At 63.7% G+C, this 15678-nt stretch carries 15 protein-coding genes; 12 read left to right on the forward strand and 3 right to left on the reverse strand.

The window, feature by feature from the left end; translation table 11 throughout:
- The first annotated feature begins 119 nt into the window (after window positions 1-119).
- The 11 genes from Q0U08_RS00705 (at window position 120) to Q0U08_RS00755 (ending at window position 9713) form a co-directional block, all read left to right on the forward strand.
- Window positions 120-1853 (forward strand): cytochrome c biogenesis protein DipZ, encoded by a 1734-nt coding sequence (locus Q0U08_RS00705; RefSeq protein WP_298089107.1) that lies wholly within the window; start codon window positions 120-122, stop codon window positions 1851-1853.
- A gap of 60 nt (window positions 1854-1913) precedes the next feature.
- Entirely contained in the window at window positions 1914-2186 is a 273-nt protein-coding gene (gene grxC, locus Q0U08_RS00710; protein ID WP_298089108.1) for a glutaredoxin 3, read from the forward strand.
- 48 nt (window positions 2187-2234) lie between these two features.
- Window positions 2235-2516: a DUF427 domain-containing protein gene (locus Q0U08_RS00715; protein WP_298089109.1), complete on the forward strand. Its 282-nt coding sequence runs from the start codon at window positions 2235-2237 to the stop codon at window positions 2514-2516.
- Window positions 2517-2540: 24 nt separating this feature from the next.
- Window positions 2541-4286 (forward strand): arginine--tRNA ligase, encoded by a 1746-nt coding sequence (argS, locus tag Q0U08_RS00720; protein WP_298089110.1) that lies wholly within the window; start codon window positions 2541-2543, stop codon window positions 4284-4286.
- Window positions 4287-4406: 120 nt separating this feature from the next.
- The gene (locus tag Q0U08_RS00725; RefSeq protein WP_298089111.1) at window positions 4407-5132 is read left to right on the forward strand and encodes an SDR family oxidoreductase; all 726 of its coding nucleotides are present in this window, start codon (window positions 4407-4409) and stop codon (window positions 5130-5132) included.
- 142 nt (window positions 5133-5274) lie between these two features.
- The gene (locus tag Q0U08_RS00730; protein WP_298089112.1) at window positions 5275-5541 is read left to right on the forward strand and encodes a hypothetical protein; all 267 of its coding nucleotides are present in this window, start codon (window positions 5275-5277) and stop codon (window positions 5539-5541) included.
- Between the two features lie 190 nt (window positions 5542-5731).
- Window positions 5732-6232 (forward strand): DNA starvation/stationary phase protection protein, encoded by a 501-nt coding sequence (locus Q0U08_RS00735; protein ID WP_272781577.1) that lies wholly within the window; start codon window positions 5732-5734, stop codon window positions 6230-6232.
- A 192-nt stretch (window positions 6233-6424) separates the two neighbouring features.
- Entirely contained in the window at window positions 6425-7240 is an 816-nt protein-coding gene (locus Q0U08_RS00740; protein ID WP_298089113.1) for an alpha/beta fold hydrolase, read from the forward strand.
- On the forward strand, window positions 7240-7725 hold the full coding sequence (locus Q0U08_RS00745; RefSeq protein WP_298089114.1) for a peptide-methionine (S)-S-oxide reductase: 486 nt from the start codon (window positions 7240-7242) through the stop codon (window positions 7723-7725). The genes Q0U08_RS00740 and Q0U08_RS00745 overlap by 1 nt, the downstream gene beginning before the upstream one ends.
- A gap of 106 nt (window positions 7726-7831) precedes the next feature.
- Complete coding sequence (locus tag Q0U08_RS00750) at window positions 7832-8512, forward strand: 2-dehydro-3-deoxy-6-phosphogalactonate aldolase (protein WP_298089115.1); 681 nt, start codon at window positions 7832-7834, stop codon at window positions 8510-8512.
- A gap of 151 nt (window positions 8513-8663) precedes the next feature.
- Entirely contained in the window at window positions 8664-9713 is a 1050-nt protein-coding gene (locus tag Q0U08_RS00755) for a tyrosine-type recombinase/integrase (RefSeq protein ID WP_298089116.1), read from the forward strand.
- A 10-nt stretch (window positions 9714-9723) separates the two neighbouring features.
- On the opposite strand, the gene Q0U08_RS00760 is transcribed toward Q0U08_RS00755, so the two are convergent.
- Genes Q0U08_RS00760 through Q0U08_RS00770 form a run of 3 tightly spaced genes read right to left on the reverse strand, consistent with a single transcriptional unit; the run spans window position 9724 to window position 11233 of the window.
- Window positions 9724-10182 (reverse strand): hypothetical protein, encoded by a 459-nt coding sequence (locus Q0U08_RS00760; RefSeq protein WP_298089118.1) that lies wholly within the window; start codon window positions 10180-10182, stop codon window positions 9724-9726.
- Between the two features lies 1 nt (window position 10183).
- Window positions 10184-11041 (reverse strand): hypothetical protein, encoded by an 858-nt coding sequence (locus tag Q0U08_RS00765; RefSeq protein WP_298089119.1) that lies wholly within the window; start codon window positions 11039-11041, stop codon window positions 10184-10186.
- A 9-nt stretch (window positions 11042-11050) separates the two neighbouring features.
- Window positions 11051-11233: a hypothetical protein gene (locus tag Q0U08_RS00770; RefSeq protein ID WP_272781570.1), complete on the reverse strand. Its 183-nt coding sequence runs from the start codon at window positions 11231-11233 to the stop codon at window positions 11051-11053.
- Between the two features lie 185 nt (window positions 11234-11418).
- On the opposite strand from Q0U08_RS00770, the gene Q0U08_RS00775 reads away from it, so the two are divergent.
- Window positions 11419-15678 (forward strand): ATP-binding protein (locus Q0U08_RS00775; protein WP_298089120.1); only part of this gene is annotated, 4260 nt, incomplete at its 3' end.

The raw sequence follows: 15678 nt of genomic DNA on the forward strand, positions 1-15678 counted from the left end.
CGCAGCACACCTGGGCGCCGCGGATAAGTGCTGGCGCAAGCCTCACCCCCCCGGCCGGGACAAGCCGCTGATCCCCGGCGACCCCGGCTACGCCACTTCTCGCTGAAAGAATGCTCGTGATGCTTCTGCTGCTGCTCTCCTACCTCGCCGGCGTGCTGACGATCATCAGCCCATGCATCCTGCCGGTGCTGCCCTTCGTCTTCGCGCGAGCAGGCCAGCCGTTCATGCGCAGTGGCCTGCCGCTACTGCTGGGGATGGCGGTGACCTTTGCCGGGGTAGCGACACTGGCCGCCGTCGGAGGCGGCTGGGCCGTCCAGGCGAATAGCTTCGGGAGAGCAGTGGCGCTGCTAATATTGGGATTGTTCGGCCTGCTGCTGCTCTTTCCCGCGCTTGCGGATCGAGCCACCCGACCGCTCGTCAAGCTGGGCGCCCGTCTCACAGAAGCGACCGGCCCGGAACGTTCCGGCGGCAGCTTCTGGGCGTCCCTGCTGCTTGGGTTCGCCACCGGTCTTCTATGGGCTCCCTGCGCGGGACCGATACTGGGGCTGATCCTGACCGGAGCCGCCTTGCAGGGCGCCAATGTCGGCACGTCGCTGCTGCTGCTCGCCTACGCCGCCGGTGCCGCTACGTCGCTAGCACTGGCGCTGCTCCTCGGCGGACGCGTTTTCGCCGCGATGAAGCGGTCGATCCGTGTCGGCGACTGGTTCCGCCGTTCGCTCGGCGCGCTGGTGCTCGTCGCCGTGGCCGCCATCGCGCTGGGGCTCGACACGGGCCTGCTGACCAGGCTCTCGCTTGCCGGCACGTCGGCCGTCGAACAGAGGCTCCTAGACAAGTTCCGGCTGGACGATCGCTCGGCGCAGACCAGCATGCCGGGAGACGGCCCACTCGGCATCGAAGGGGCGTTGCCTCCGCTCACCGGTGCAACGAGTTGGCTGAACTCTCCGTCGCTCACGCGCGAGGCGTTGCGCGGAAAGGTCGTCCTGGTCGATTTCTGGACTTACAGCTGCATCAACTGCCTGCGGACGCTGCCGTACGTCAAAGCCTGGGAGCAGAAGTATCGGGCCGCCGGGTTCGTCGTGATCGGGGTTCACGCCCCCGAGTTCGCCTTCGAGAAGGATCCCAGTAACGTCGCGAAGGCCGTGCGTGACCTGGGCATCACCTATCCCGTCGCGCTCGACAACAATCACGCAATCTGGCGCGCCTTCGACAACCGCTATTGGCCAGCGCATTACTTCATCGATGGCCGCGGCCGCATTCGATACCATCATTTCGGCGAAGGCAATTACGCCGAATCCGAGAAGGTCATCCAGCGGCTCCTCGCCGAGAATGGCCAGGCGGTCGGCGACATGCGAACCGTATCGGTGCGCACGGCGGGATCCTCCGCGGCGGCGAGCTGGAACGATGTACGCTCACCCGAGACCTACCTGGGCTATGTGCGTGGCGAGCGTTTCACGTCACCGGGCGGCCTCGCGCGCGAAACCGTGCATGACTATGTCGCGCCGCCTCGGCTGCCTCTGAACGCCTGGGCGCTTTCCGGCCGCTGGATCGCGGGGTCGGAACATGCCTCGGCCCAATCCGCCGGTGCCCGCCTCGTCTACCGTTTTCATGCCCGCGACGTGCACCTTGTGCTCGGCCCTTCCACCATGGGACGGCGGGTTCGATTCCGCGTCACGATCGACGGCAAGCCGCCCGCTGGCGATCACGGCACGGACATCGATGACGCTGGGAACGGCACGATCGAGGGACAACGTCTCTATCAGCTCGTTCGGCAGAAGGGCGCCGTGCGCGAGCGTACCTTCTCGATCGAGTTCCTAGATGCCGGCGCTCAGGCTTTCGCCTTCACCTTCGGCTGAGAACGAAATGCCTGTGGAATCGCAATCGACCTCAACAACGAACGATCGGAGAGAGTAGCCATGACGCCCGAAATTATCCTCTACACGACCAATTGGTGCCCTTTTTGCCGCCGCGCGAGGGCGCTTCTCACCCAGAAGGGCGTGAAATGGACTGAACACGACATCGAGGAGGATCCTGCTCAGCGCCAGGCAATGATCGAGGCCTCAGGCCGGGACACGGTTCCACAGATATTCATCAACGGCACGCACGTCGGAGGGTCTGATGACCTCTTTGATCTCGATGCCAAAGGCGGCCTCGACAAGCTGCTCGCAGGTGAGGCGTCCGCGACCTGATGCGACTGGCAAAGGCGCGCCCAGACATCGATGGAATGAAGGAACAGAATGGTTTCGGCAGTTTGGAACGGCGCCACTATCGCCGCGAGCGAAGTGACCGTGATCGTCGACGGAAATCACTATTTTCCGCCAGAGGCGGTTGACCAAAGCAGGCTCGAGGCGAGCGATCACTCGTCCGTCTGTCCAGTCAAGGGCTCAGCGCGCTATTTTCATGTGCGGGCGGGCGGCGAGCGCAATCCGGATGCGGCCTGGACGTACCCCGACCCGACCGCAGAAGCCGAAGCGATCAGGGGTTATTTCGCATTCTGGAAGGGCGTGGAGGTTGCGTAGGCCCCGCCTCGGAGGCGGCCGCTGATGCCGGCAGCGCTTCATGCTCGCGTTTCCGCACATCTTGAGCAGGCGCTCGACGTGCTGGAGGCGTCTGGCGACCTGCCGGCCGGTCTCGCACGAAGTGGCGTGACCGTGGAAACGCCGCATGACGCTGCGCACGGCGACCTGTCGACCAACGCCGCAATGGTGATGGGGAGACGTGCCGGCGTGCCGCCGCGGCAGCTCGCCGAGGCGCTGGCCAGCCGGCTGGCGGCGCTCGAGGAAGTGACGAGTGTCGAGGTCGCCGGGCCGGGCTTCGTCAATCTGCGGCTGACCGATCACGCGTGGCGGGACGAGCTGGCGACGATCGCACATTCTGGCGAGCGATATGGCAGCTCGGGGTTTGGTGCCGGCAAAACGGTGAATATCGAATATGTCTCGGCCAACCCGACCGGCCCGATGCACATGGGACATTGCCGCGGAGCGGTCGTGGGGGACGCGCTGGCGAACCTGCTCGCGTTCACCGGGCACCGCGTGATCCGCGAATACTACGTCAACGACGCCGGCGGACAGGTGGACGTCCTCGCCAGATCCGCGCACATCCGCTACCTCGAGGCGCTGGGCGACAGCGTTGGTGATATCCCGGAAGGCCTCTATCCGGGCGACTATCTCAAGCCCGTCGGCCAGGCCTTGGCCTCGGACTACGGCGACCGCTACCGACAAGCCCCGCCTACCGCATGGCTTCCGATATTCCGCTCGCGCGCCGTCGCAGCGATGATGGAAACGATCCGTGCGGACCTCGCGCTGCTGGGCGTTCGTCACGACCGCTTCGCATCGGAAGCCGAACTGCTCGAGACGGGAAGGCCGGCCGCCGCCGAGGCTTGGCTGCGCGAGCGCGATCTCATCTATAATGGGGTGCTTGACCCTCCGAAGGGGTCGAAGCCGGAGGACTGGCAACCGATCGAACTTCCGCTGTTTCGCTCGACACTTTTTGGCGATGATCAGGATCGGCCGATCCGCAAGGCAGATGGAAGCTGGTCCTACTTCGGCATCGACCTAGCCTACCACTTCGAGAAGGCACGCGACGCCGATCAGATGATCGACGTCTGGGGCGCGGACCATGCCGGCACGGTGAAGCGGATCATCGCGGCTACCGAAGCCCTCACCGAAGGGCGCAAGCGCTTCGACATCAAACTGGTGCAGCTCGTTCGCCTGCTCCGCGCGGGCGAGCAGGTGAAGATGTCGAAGCGCGCCGGCAACTTCGTGACGCTTTCCGACGTCGTTCGGGAAGTCGGCAAGGACGTCGTCCGCTTCACCATGCTGACCCGTAAGGCCGAAGCGCCGATGGACTTCGACTTCGCGAAGGTCGTCGAGGCATCCAAAGATAACCCGGTCTTCTACGTGCACTATGCCCATGCGCGCATCCACTCGCTCGCGAATCGCGCGGCCGAAGCCGCCTTCGAGCAGGGGGCGACACCCGACCTGACCCGACTGGACGACCGTGACCTCGCTCTCGTGAAACAAGCGGCACAATTTCCGCGCATCGTGGAGGCATCTGCCGCCGCCCGCGAACCGCATCGGATCGCCTTCTACCTCGCTGACCTCGCGGCCGCATTTCACGCCATGTGGAACGCCGGCATCGATGATCCGCAGCGCCGCTTCATCCTGAAAGACGACGCCCCGCTCAGTCACGCCCGCCTCTCGCTGGCGAACGCCGTCGGACAGGTGATCCGCAACGGCATGGCGCTAATGGGGGTCGAACCGATGCAGCAGATGCCTCGCGCGCCGTGAACCTTCGAGCCGCGGCTATACTGCCTACTTGTCGGCGCCCCTGCTTTCGACCGGCGCTCGCACATCAAATCCTCAACAGGAGAAGCTCGAATGTCGAAAGTTCTACAAGGGAAGGTCGCGTTGATCACCGGCGGCTCTCGGGGTCTCGGTGCCGTGCTGGCAGAGACGCTCGCCGACCAGGGAGCAGATATCGCGATCACCTACGCCGCATCTGCCGCCAAGGCTGAAGCCGTGGTCGAGAAGGTGAGGGCCAAAGGGGTGCGGGCGATCGCCATTCAGTGCGATCAGGCGGATAGCGCGGCTGCGCAGCCGATGGTCGAGCAGGTGGTCTCTGAGTTCGGCAAGCTCGACATCCTCATCAACAACGCAGCGATCGCGGTCCAGGGCAAGCTGGTCGATGATCCCACGCTTGATGGCCCTGCCTTTGACAAGCAGTGGATCGTCAACGTGCTCGGGACCGTGGCGGTAACGCGGGCGGCGGCGCAAAAGATTTCGGACGGCGGCCGGATCGTCTTCATCGGGTCCGGACTTGGCACGCGCGCGATCGTTCCGGGGGTTGCCGATTACGCCGGCACTAAGGCGGCCATCGCCGGATATGCCCGCGGCGTGCAGCGCGATCTGGGGCCGCGCAATATCACGGTGAACGTGGTGCAGCCGGGCATCATGCCGACCGACATGGCGGCAGGAGCTGCGGAAAATTTCCCTGAAGCCGTCCTGGACCTACACCCGATACGTCGCATCGCTACCATCGAGGAAGTCGCGTCCGCGGTGAGCTACCTCGTTGGTCCGACCGCCAGCTACACAGCCGGGGCCGTGATCGACGTGTCCGGCGGTGTCCTGGTCTAGAGGCGCTGTCTTGATGGCAAGTGCATCGGCGCCGGACCGCCGTATCGCGGCGCCCCCCACGGCAGGCGGGCGGGTCCGCCCGCCCGCCGCGCAGAGGTGCCTGCCGAGCACGTCCCGTCCCCATACCGCATCGGCAGCCTGAATGGAAAACCCCGATTTCGAAGCTACGCTCGAAGGTCTGCCGCGCGGCTATAGCGAAGGGTTTTTCGATGGCCGCCGCTATGGCGTGTCGGTGCAGCGATCTGACGACGGTCGGCGAAATAGCCTGTTTGCGAGAGATCTCGCCGGCACCGACATCGTGAGCTTCAATCTGTACCGAGTGGCGAACGGCGAGACGTTGCTCAGGCCTTGCGAGATGTCCTCGGAGAAAGTGGTCCGCTTTGTGCTTGGGTTCACGCCCGTCAACTAACTTCTCTCTCGCACGCCGTGCAAGGGTTGGAAACACAAACGCTACTCGCGCCTTAGCCGCTGAAGGCTATCGAAACTATAGCTGCCGGTTATTGGACATCGATCCAAGCCAAACTCATTCTGTCGGCCTCAGCGGCCGAAGGGGAATCGATGCCGGCTCCTGTGAAAGCCACCATTCAGGGAGTCTATCGATGACCAACGCCAGTACTGCGCCAGTTGCAACTCCCACCGACCTCGACGAGTCTGCTACGATGACCGTAGCCGATGCGCTCAAGATCATTCTGGCGAACAGCTATGCGGTATATCTCAAGACCAAGAATTTTCACTGGCACGTCTCCGGGCCATATTTCCGTGACTATCACCTCCTGCTCGATGAACAGGCGGCCGAGATCCTCGCGGTCACGGATGCTATCGCCGAGCGTGCCAGGAAGACTGGCAATCGCACGCTAACATCGATCGGTGACATCGCACGCCACCAGACCATCAAGGACAACGACGCCGAATTTGTAACTCCGCAGGAGATGCTGGGCGAGTTAAGGGCCGACAATTTGCACATGGTGGAAGCGTTCCGGCGCGCGAAGGAGGTCGCGGACGAGGCGAAGGATAACGCCACCTCTGGCCTCATCGATGCATGGACTGATGAAGCCGAACGCCGCGCATGGTTCCTTTTCGAAGCCAGCCGGCCCGGCTGACGGCCGCCAACTAGGCATCGCTGCGCGGCCGAACCGATTGCGCCCGCCAGACAATAGCAAACCGCCGGGGCGCCGGTCGACGTGAAGCAGGCTCGAGGCCGATCCACGCGGCTTGTCGATCTGATATTATGAGGAAGCTGTATGACCGCTGGCCACTTGCCCACGCAATTCGTGCAACATGAGGGCGGGGCCGTGGCATTCGACGACACGGGAGGCGCAGGTCCGATCGTTCTCGGCATACCCGGGATGGGCGACCTGCGATCCGAGTATCGCCGCTTGAAGCCCATCCTGCAGCAGGCGGGAATGCGGTTTGTCACGATGGACGTCCGCGGCTTCGGAGAAACGTCGGCACAATGGGACGATTATTCAGCCCGCGCCGTCGGCCGCGACGCTGTGGCCATCATCCGACACCTGGACGCTGGACCGGCGTTCATCTTGGGCAACTCATTTGCTGCAGGGTCCGCGCTATGGGCGGCGAAAGAAGCGCCCAGCATGGTCCAGGGAGTTGTCCTGCTGGGCCCGATCGTACGCGATCTTCCACTATCCGCGGCGCAGAAGCTCGCTCTTACGATCGGGTTCGCCGGCCCTTGGCGCACATGGTTCTGGACCACATATTGGACCAGCCTTTTCACTTCACAACGAGCGCCAGACCATGCCGAGGTGAAGCGGACGATCGCCCGCAACCTGAACGAGCCCGGTCGAATGGACGCACTGCTCAAGATGCTATCGCTATCGAAAGCAGACACTGCGGCCATCTTGGACGACAGCGTTGTTCGGGCACTTATAGTGATGGGTACGCGCGACCCGGACTTCTCCGATCCCGGCGCCGAAGCTGAAATGCTCGCTGCACAGCTCAATGCGGAGACGATGATGCTAGAGGGCGCCGGTCACTATCCCCACGTCGAGATGGCCGATGTGGTCGGGCATCGGATTACGGCATTCATTAGCGGTGCTCGCTCCCGGAGGAGAACGAACGGCGCTGCACCTGCCTTCCCGAGGAGACTATAATGAAAATCGGGTTTGGTGGCGGCTGCCATTGGTGCACGGAGGGCGTCTTTCAGGCGCTCAAAGGTGTCACCCAGGTGGACCAGGGCTTCCTTCAATCTGAGCCTCCCGCGGACACTTGGGCCGAAGGCGTCATCGTGACTTTCGATCCGTCCGTTATCAGTCTGGAGACGCTGGCCGAAGTGCATCTTCGAACGCACTCTTCGACCAGAGCACGTTCACCCCGCGGGAAGTATCGCAGCGCGATCTACACTTTCGAATCTCCACAACGTCCGGGAGCTGAGCGGGCAGTGCGCCGATTCGCGGACGAGGCTTCGAAAGAAATTCACACGCAGGTGATACCCTTCGTCGGCTTCTTACCGTCGGACGAGCGCTACCAGAACTACTATCGTACCGATCCTACCCGCCCGTTCTGTCGTCGGTACATTGATCCGAAGCTCGATTTTATCCGACGCGAGTATGCGGACATTGCGCTGCCCTCGGAGTGAGCTCTTCGAGAAAATGCTCGTCGAGTAGTCGGGCCAGTCTCACGCAGACCTTCCGATCGCAAAGCTGCGTGAGTCCCCGGAAACATCAGGCCGCGAGTTTAGATGCATGACCCATCAGCTTTCGGACACTGATCCGTTCAACGACGCCTTCGGACGCTGCCCGCTTGTAGCGATCTTACGCGGCGTCCGTCCTGGGGAGGTGCGGGCGATCGGCGAAGCGCTCGTTGAAGTGGGCATTGTCCTGATAGAGATACCGCTTAATTCCCCGCAGCCGCTGCTCAGCATCGAGCTTCTAGCAAAGCATCTTGCGAACCGGGCGGTCGTGGGAGCAGGCACCGTTATCCGAGCCGAGGATGTCTCAAGGATCGACGATGCCGGCGGTCGGCTTGTCATCGCGCCAAATACGGACGTCCGCGTCATCGCCGCCGCATCCGAGCGAGGCATGGTGGCGCTGCCGGGCTTCGCGACACCCACAGAGGCAGTCGCGGCGATAGCGGCGGGTGCGACGGCGCTTAAACTCTTTCCGGCCGAGGGTTTCACCCCGGCGTTCGTAAAGGCGTCACTGGCGGTGTTGCCTCAACGCACCCGAGTCCTCCCGACAGGCGGAATCCTCCCTGAAACGATGGGGCGCTGGCGATCGGCAGGCGCTGCCGGCTTCGGGCTAGGTTCAGCACTCTACTCGGCCGGCATGACCCATGTCGAGGTGCGCGCCCGAGGTCAGGCTTTCGTCACTGCTCACCAAGCGCTTTCGTCGGGATCCGGTAGCGAGACGGCGCTCGCCCATTGAACTAGGTTAGCTCGAACGGTCCGGGATTCTGAACACCCTGCCGCTGCCAAACTGTTGCTTCCTATGTCCGATAAGATGCCTTATCGGACATAGTTGGACAGAGCGCGGAAGGGGAGCCAATCCCGTCCAGTTCGAAGCGGAAGCAGTCGTAATGGACGAGACAGCCAACAGTGAAGCTGACACGGCGGACGGTGGCGGGCTGCCGGTCCTGGCGGCTGGAGGCGACATGCTCGCCGTTCTGCGCGATGACCTCGAGCAGGCCGCAGCGTTCAAGAAGGCGGCGCGTGCGGCTGCCACCCACCGCGCCTACGGGTCAGACTGGGCGATCTACAGCGAGTGGTGCGGCTCGCGTGGGCTCGCGTCCATGCCCGCGCATCCGGAGCAGGTCGCCGCGTTCGTGGCCAACCAAGCCACGGCCGGGTTCAAGGCGTCGACTATCGAGCGGCGCGTCGCCGCGATCGGGCACCATCACCGGGCGAGCAACTACCCTGCGCCGACCGCGCACCCGGCCGCTGGCGGCCTCCGCGAGGCGCTCGCCGGCATTCGCCATACCAAGACCATCCGGAAAACGCGCAAGAGCGCGGCCGATGCTGCCGCGCTTCTGGGCATGCTAGCCGAAATCAAAGGTTCCGGGTTGCGGGCAAAGCGCGACCGTGCAGTCCTTGCGATGGGAATGGCCGCGGCATTGCGCCGATCCGAGCTTGTCGGTCTGACGATGGGGAGCGTCGGCTTGCATGAGAAAGGGCTCGAGCTGTATCTCGGACCGACTAAGACCGATCAGGCAGGTGAAGGCGCAACGATCGCCATCCCGGAAGGTGCGCAGATCAAGCCGAAGGCGCTGCTGCTCGAATGGATCGACGCGGTGCGGATCCTCGAAGCCGGCTTGGAACGGACTGAGGCCGAAGCAGAGAAAGTGCCGTTGTTCCGCCGGCTGACCCGCGGAGACCAGCTCACCGCCTCGCCGATGTCCGACAGAGCGGTAGCGCGGCTCGTCAAGCGTTGCGCCTCAGATGCCGGCTTCGACGCGAGCACATTTTCAGGACACTCGTTACGCTCCGGGTTTCTGACCGAAGCGGCAAGCCGAGGCGCGACGATCTTCAAGATGCAGGAGGTCAGCCGGCACAAAACCGTGCAAATTCTGTCTGACTATGTCCGTTCGGCCGAACGGTTCAAGAACCATGCGGGAGAGAGCTTCCTTTGAGGAGAACTGCTTAGCCTGCACCCGGGGGCTGATACTCCGCCTGCCGTTCGGCTCGGGCCCGGTCGAGCACATATTGGTTCCAGCACACGGTCGCGTCGAGCTCAGGCTCACCGGCAGCAAGCCGAGCCCGGTTGCGAACGGCGAGGGCAGCTTTCCTTTGCTCCTCAGTATCGGCTTTCCAAGCCGCTTTGGTCGCGCGGGGAACGATCACGGCCGGCGCAATGATGAACCAAAGCAGCGTCACCATCGCTAGCCCCGCCCCACCGAGAAAGGTGTAACCAAATGCCGCAACCGCCGCGAATGTCCCGATCAGCCAAGGAGCGTAGGCTCGCGGTCGTTGCCCGGTCTGGAACACGACTGACGGCCACCAAGGGCGCTGAAGTAGCAGCAGCAGACCGCCGAGAATCGCCGCTAACGCGACGAGCATGCTCGCGACGATCACCGCACGGATAAACATTGCGCTGAGCATCTTAGCGACCCTCCAACGCCGACTCATCCGGCGTGGCCGGTATGCCGCCCGCATCGAGAAGCGACTTGAGTTCCTGCAACCGCTTCGCCTGAGGGTTGGAAATCACGATGTTCTGAATGACCTTGCCGTCGAGCGATACGACATCGCCGATGCCCTCGTCCTTGTGCCGCACGAAGCTAGGCTCGCTCGGCTCGCCGCCGTAGCCGCCACCTTCCCGCCCAGCCTTAAGTTCGAACAGGAAACGCTCTGGCTCGCTGAGACTGAGCGCCAGTGTCTCGCCACGCTCGCTTTGCCGGATGTCGGCGACGACACCGCGGAAGCCGATGCCGAGATTGTCCTTCTGGAGCGTGGTCAGCACATATGCCAGCGGGCGATAATCGTTCTGTGCCGGTCGGATAATGTATGTGTAGACCCACCCCTGGTTGTTGAGGTCCATGCCTTCGAGCATCAGGTCGAAGCCGTCATCGGCGACTACGGCCGCGACGAAAGCGATCTCCAACAGTATGGTGACCGCGACCAAGGCTACCTCGCCTGGGCTCGTCGCCGCGCCGTGGGTAAGCTGCACGATGGTTTCGATCGGGTTCGCCAGCGGCGGGGGCAGCGTGAGGTCCGATGCCAAGTAGGTCAATCCGTCACCGACCCGCACCGCGAACAATCGGCCCGCGAAGAACACGTACCACATGATCAAATGGGCCATCATCGACACGCAGATCGAGATGGCGAGGACGCTCACGGCTGTTATTGGGAGGTCAGGGCGAGACGCGGAATGGCGTCGCGCGCGCACATTCCAGAATAGGACCGCGAACAATCCGGGAAGGAGCAGAGCAATGCCGGCGATGACCGAAAGCGTCAGCGCCATACCAGCAAACTACGCGACTGCGACCACGCGGAGCTGCTTGGTCTTCGGATCGCGCTCGATCTTGCCGGTCTTGCCAGCATCCTGGATCTTCTTGAGCTCTCTTTCGAGCCGGATCATCACGTCATAGCCGCCGACACGGCGCGCCAGAGCACCGGTCTCAGCCTGTTCGCGTGAAGAGAGGATCGTGGCCATGGCGATAATCTATGTCCTATCCGCTCTCGAGTAAAGGACCGGTTCTCGATTGGTTCCGCGACGTGTTCAGGAATGTCGGACTCGACCCTCACGGCCTAACAGCAACGGCGCGACGAACCGAAGCTCTCCTCGCAGTGAGGCTTCATCGCACTTGACCAACCTTCGCCTGCGATAGACGAAACGACATGGCCGATCTGGACGAGCCACCGCGCGGGGCAACGACCGACACATTGGACTATGTCCCACGGACGGATGCTGCCTCCGCGATAGAGGCCCTGACACTCTCGCAACTTGAGCACGCGCTCGACGCGCATCGCCGCAAGCTCAAGATCTATGAGAGCCTGAAAAGCCTGAATGACGTTATCGGGACGCAGTATGGCGACCGCGTCCTCTTTGAGTTGCTCCAGAACGCCCATGACGCGCACGCGGCGGACGAACGAGGCCAAATCGCAATCCGGCTTGTCATCGAGGGGCCGGCGCGCGGTACGCTGCTCGTCGCGAACAAGGGACGCGCCTTCACCGCTTCAAACCTCGAGGCGATCCGCAACATCGGGACGAGCGACAAGGAAATTGGCGAGGGCATCGGCAACAAGGGTCTGGGTTTCCGCAGCGTCGAGGCGCTGACCGACGACGTTCATGTGTATTCAGCTGGCGTCGGCGAGCCGGGCACCCGGTTTGGCGGCTATTGCTTCAGGTTCGCGACTACCGAGGAAATAGCAAGCCGCCTGCTTGCCATCGGGGCCACCGCGGCGGTTGCGGCAAAGGTCGCCTCAAACGTGCCGCGCTACCTCGTTCCCGTGACGGTCGGCTTCCAGTCCGCCGAGGTGCAGCAGCTCGCTGAGGAGGGGTATGCGACGGTGGTCGCCCTGCCGCTGATGACAGACGAGGCGATCGAGCTTGCCCGCAGGCAGGTCGCTGCAGTCCTTGAAGCTCCTGCACCGGTCCTGCTTTTCCTTGACCGCTTGTCGTTGCTCGACGCGGCGGTCACCGAACCAGGCAAGGAGCCCACGCGCACGACGCTCTCCCGCCATGTCGATCCCGTCGAGACCGACCTGCCAGAGGGCATGCGCATTGAGCGGGTGACCCTCGACGGGACCAATGCCTTTCTGGTCGCGCGGCAGGTCCTGCCAAAGCCGGCGGTGCTCGATGCCGTTCGCGCGAGCATTGGCGTTGCACCGCCACTAAAGCGCTGGCTATCCTGGAAGGGAGACGCGGTGGTCTCCGTGGCGGTCCCGATCGGCGGGCCGATGCTCTCGGCGCCAAGGCTATTCAATTTCCTGCCGATGGATGATCGCGCTGTCTCGCCGATGGCCGGGCATATCGACGCCCCCTTCTTCGCCGACATCGATCGGCGCTCGATCAAGGCAGACTTGCCCCTCAACAGGCACCTTCTGGAGGCCGCCGCAAAAACGGCCGCACAGGCCGCGTTGGCAATCGTGGATAGGGGCCTCGCCGTGCCCGAGAATGCGATCATAGACTTAGCAGCCTGGTCCGGGACGCACATGGCCAAGGTGATAGAGGCATTCACCGCGCTCAAGCGGCCGCTAGCCAACGTCGCCATCTGGCCAGTGGTCTCGGGCGGCCCTGCACGCTGGGTTAGTTTCACCGACCTCTACGCCTGGCCTGACGTCCGCACCCATCAGTTGACCCCAGCCAAGCTTGCCAGCACCGCCGAGGCTGCGATCGTTCCCTTGTCCATCGGCGATGGACGCTTGCAACGCCTCAAGGGCCTTGCCGCCGCCGTGTCGCTGCCGCTTGCGCCAGGCGAAGACACGCTATCCTACTGGGTGGAGTCGATTGCGGGGCACCTTTCGGCAAAAGGCCGCCAGACTCGGCGTCGGTGGCACGACTTCTACGATGACGTGGCAGCTATCTACGCGGCGACTTCCCTCAGGCTTTCCAGCCTGGAGGGAAAGAAGCTCTTCCCAGACAGTGACGACAGGCTGCTGCGCGCGACGGCCAAGGGGCTCGAAGGTGCGCCGCCCGTCTTCCATCGCATAGGAAAGGAGCGCGGTAAGAGGGGCGAAGGTCCGCCAAGCCCCCCATCATCATTGTCCCGCAAGTTCCGTTTCCTGAAGCCATCGATCGAGATTTCCGAGGCGAGCCTGCGAGCATTCGAGAAGGCCGGCCTGCTCCGGCGCTACGATCCGCTTGAGGCGTTGAGCGGAATGGAGGGGGCGCTTGGCGGCTCGCCGACCGACGTTCAGCGGCGCGAGGCGCTCGTGTGGGTCTACAAGGTTTGGCGTAATACTGGGGGCAAGACCGTTGAGGAAGGCCTTCGCGCAGCCCGCTTGTTCGTGCCTTGCCTTGCGGGCTGGTGCGCCGCGGGCGAGGCTGCCTTTTCGGCATCCTGGACCGCGCTCGGGCGGACGCTGGAACTCTATCTCCACGAGGCGGCACCTTACTCCGCCGACGCAAGCGAGCAGAAAGGGAAGCTCCTTCCTAGCTTTGCCGATTGGCCGAAAGCTGCCTCAGACGACCGCAGGGAAGACTGGTTGCGTTTCCTCGGCGTGCTTGGCGTGCGCGACGGCTTGCAGCCGATTGCTGGTACGCATCGGAAGATAGGGACCCCGTCCAACACTTGGAATACGTTCCTGTTCTCCGGTGCGCCAAAGCTCGGTCTCGACGCCAACTGGACTGCCCATTCGAGGACGCTAGGCTTCAGTTACCCGCAGACCGACTACCACCTCCGGCAAGAAATCTGGCGACTGCCGGGCCAGCTCGAGCACGCGTCCTTGCCGGCGTCGGCGCGAGAGGCGCTCTCCGACCTTATCATCGCCTATCTTCGCGAGCACGGCGAGGCTCATTTCGTGTTCAGCATCGACCATTGGCGCGGCTCGGAGCGGATCGAACTGCCGACACCGCTCCAAGTCTTCCTTCGGGAGGGTAGCTGGCCTGCAAGCCTGCGCCGTGACGAAACCACGTTCGAGACGCCCCGCCAAAGTTGGTCTACGACGGCCCAACGCCAAATTCCGCCGAGGTTCGTCCCGCGCTTCTCCGCCGAGCCTGGAAGCCGTGCTGGCCTTCCGCAACTTCTGTTCGACGAGCGGATCGGCCTTCGCGACTGGTCGGCTGCCGCTTCTGCGCCCGCACGCCTCGATTCACTTGCCGCTGCCCTATCTGATATGTCGGCGGCCGAGCGACGCGACCTACGCGAGCAACTTCGCCGCGCGTGGAGCGATGTCGCCGAGAAACGTTTGGCACTTGGAACGGCGCTGCCCCTTGTCGTGGAGCGCGCAGGCGGACTTGAGTTGCTCGTGCCGGATGCCAGTGCTCCCCGTGTCGTGCATGTCACTACCGAGCGCCAGGGTTTCGCTGCCCGCACTCTTGCGGACCGAGGCGAGGCGGTCCTTGACGTCGGGGAGACGGACGGCGCCACGATCCGCGACTTGCTTGCTGCGACCGGCGCCTTCGCACCGAGGCTCGCCGATTCCGGCGATGTCCAGCTGCATGTCGATGGCGAAGTGTTCCAACCCCTTCCCACCGACCCGCATCTGGCAACCGGCTCCCTTGCATGGCTTAGCGACGTCGCAATCCTCGCCCACGAGTACCTTGGCGATGCTCTGGAACTGCGCACGCTGGCGACCGAGGAGCTCGATCGCCGCCTCCGGCAGATCCGCCTGAGGCGGTGTGTCCGTTTCGCGCTGTTGATCGAAGGCCTGGAAATCACCGCCCATGGCGACGATCGCGTGCAGGCAATCCCGCATGCCCGAACCCCGACACTACTCGTTACGGGCCGCGAGCCGGTCGGCGTCGACCTCCTGATCGAGGCGGCTCCGGCGATCACGAAGCTCGTAGGCGCGCGCCGCAACACGCTGGAGCCGATGCTAGGGCGTCTCCAGCGAGAGGGCTACCTGGACACCTCCGTTGCGCCCAGCGAGGACATGCTCGCACGCGCGATTCGCCGCGACATCGGCGTCGTCCGCGACCACTTCGCGGCAACTCGGGGCGGCATCGAGCGCCGAGTGCGTGCCGTTCTTCCCATCGTGGCCTTCATCAAAGGCCCGGCGGCGGCGGACGAACTCGTGGAAAGGCACGACCGCCTTGGCACTGGTCTGAAATTGCGAGATTGGCTAGCAGCCGAGCTTGGGCTCGATGTTGCAGCACTGGCGCTGTCGTCGGTTGACGATACCGACGACCAGTCAATCATCCGCCGCCGCATGGGGCTCGACTTCCGGGCATATGGCGCGGTCCTCACCAACCTTGGCTATCCCCCCCTTAACAGCGAGGCCGATTTCCGACGTCTGTTCGGCGTATTCAAGTCCGAGTTGGCGCCCTCGCTAGTCGACCGCGTTCGCCGTCGATTTGCCGCTGACTGGCGCGAAGGGCGCGACCTCGGCGAGTATGTCCGTCTGCGCAAACTCGATTTTGTCGAGTTCGACCCTGCATGGCCGGTCGAGCATGAATCCATCGACCGCGGCTTCGTCTCGAGCATCGCGGCGGCA

The organism is uncultured Sphingomonas sp. (genome assembly GCF_946477935.1).
Lineage (GTDB): Bacteria > Pseudomonadota > Alphaproteobacteria > Sphingomonadales > Sphingomonadaceae > Sphingomonas.

Bases quoted from the DNA above. Each gene is read 5' to 3' on its own strand.
- Q0U08_RS00705 (WP_298089107.1), top strand. From the start codon at position 120: ATGCTTCTGCTGCTGCTCTCCTACCTCGCCGGCGTGCTGACGATCATC.
- Q0U08_RS00755 (WP_298089116.1), top strand. From the start codon at position 8,664: ATGGACGAGACAGCCAACAGTGAAGCTGACACGGCGGACGGTGGCGGG.
- Q0U08_RS00745 (WP_298089114.1), top strand. From the start codon at position 7,240: ATGAAAATCGGGTTTGGTGGCGGCTGCCATTGGTGCACGGAGGGCGTC.
- Q0U08_RS00750 (WP_298089115.1), top strand. From the start codon at position 7,832: ATGACCCATCAGCTTTCGGACACTGATCCGTTCAACGACGCCTTCGGA.
- Q0U08_RS00765 (WP_298089119.1), bottom strand. From the start codon at position 11,041: ATGGCGCTGACGCTTTCGGTCATCGCCGGCATTGCTCTGCTCCTTCCC.
- argS (WP_298089110.1), top strand. From the start codon at position 2,541: ATGCCGGCAGCGCTTCATGCTCGCGTTTCCGCACATCTTGAGCAGGCG.
- Q0U08_RS00735 (WP_272781577.1), top strand. From the start codon at position 5,732: ATGACCAACGCCAGTACTGCGCCAGTTGCAACTCCCACCGACCTCGAC.
- Q0U08_RS00770 (WP_272781570.1), bottom strand. From the start codon at position 11,233: ATGGCCACGATCCTCTCTTCACGCGAACAGGCTGAGACCGGTGCTCTG.
- Q0U08_RS00760 (WP_298089118.1), bottom strand. From the start codon at position 10,182: ATGCTCAGCGCAATGTTTATCCGTGCGGTGATCGTCGCGAGCATGCTC.
- Q0U08_RS00715 (WP_298089109.1), top strand. From the start codon at position 2,235: ATGGTTTCGGCAGTTTGGAACGGCGCCACTATCGCCGCGAGCGAAGTG.
- grxC (WP_298089108.1), top strand. From the start codon at position 1,914: ATGACGCCCGAAATTATCCTCTACACGACCAATTGGTGCCCTTTTTGC.
- Q0U08_RS00730 (WP_298089112.1), top strand. From the start codon at position 5,275: ATGGAAAACCCCGATTTCGAAGCTACGCTCGAAGGTCTGCCGCGCGGC.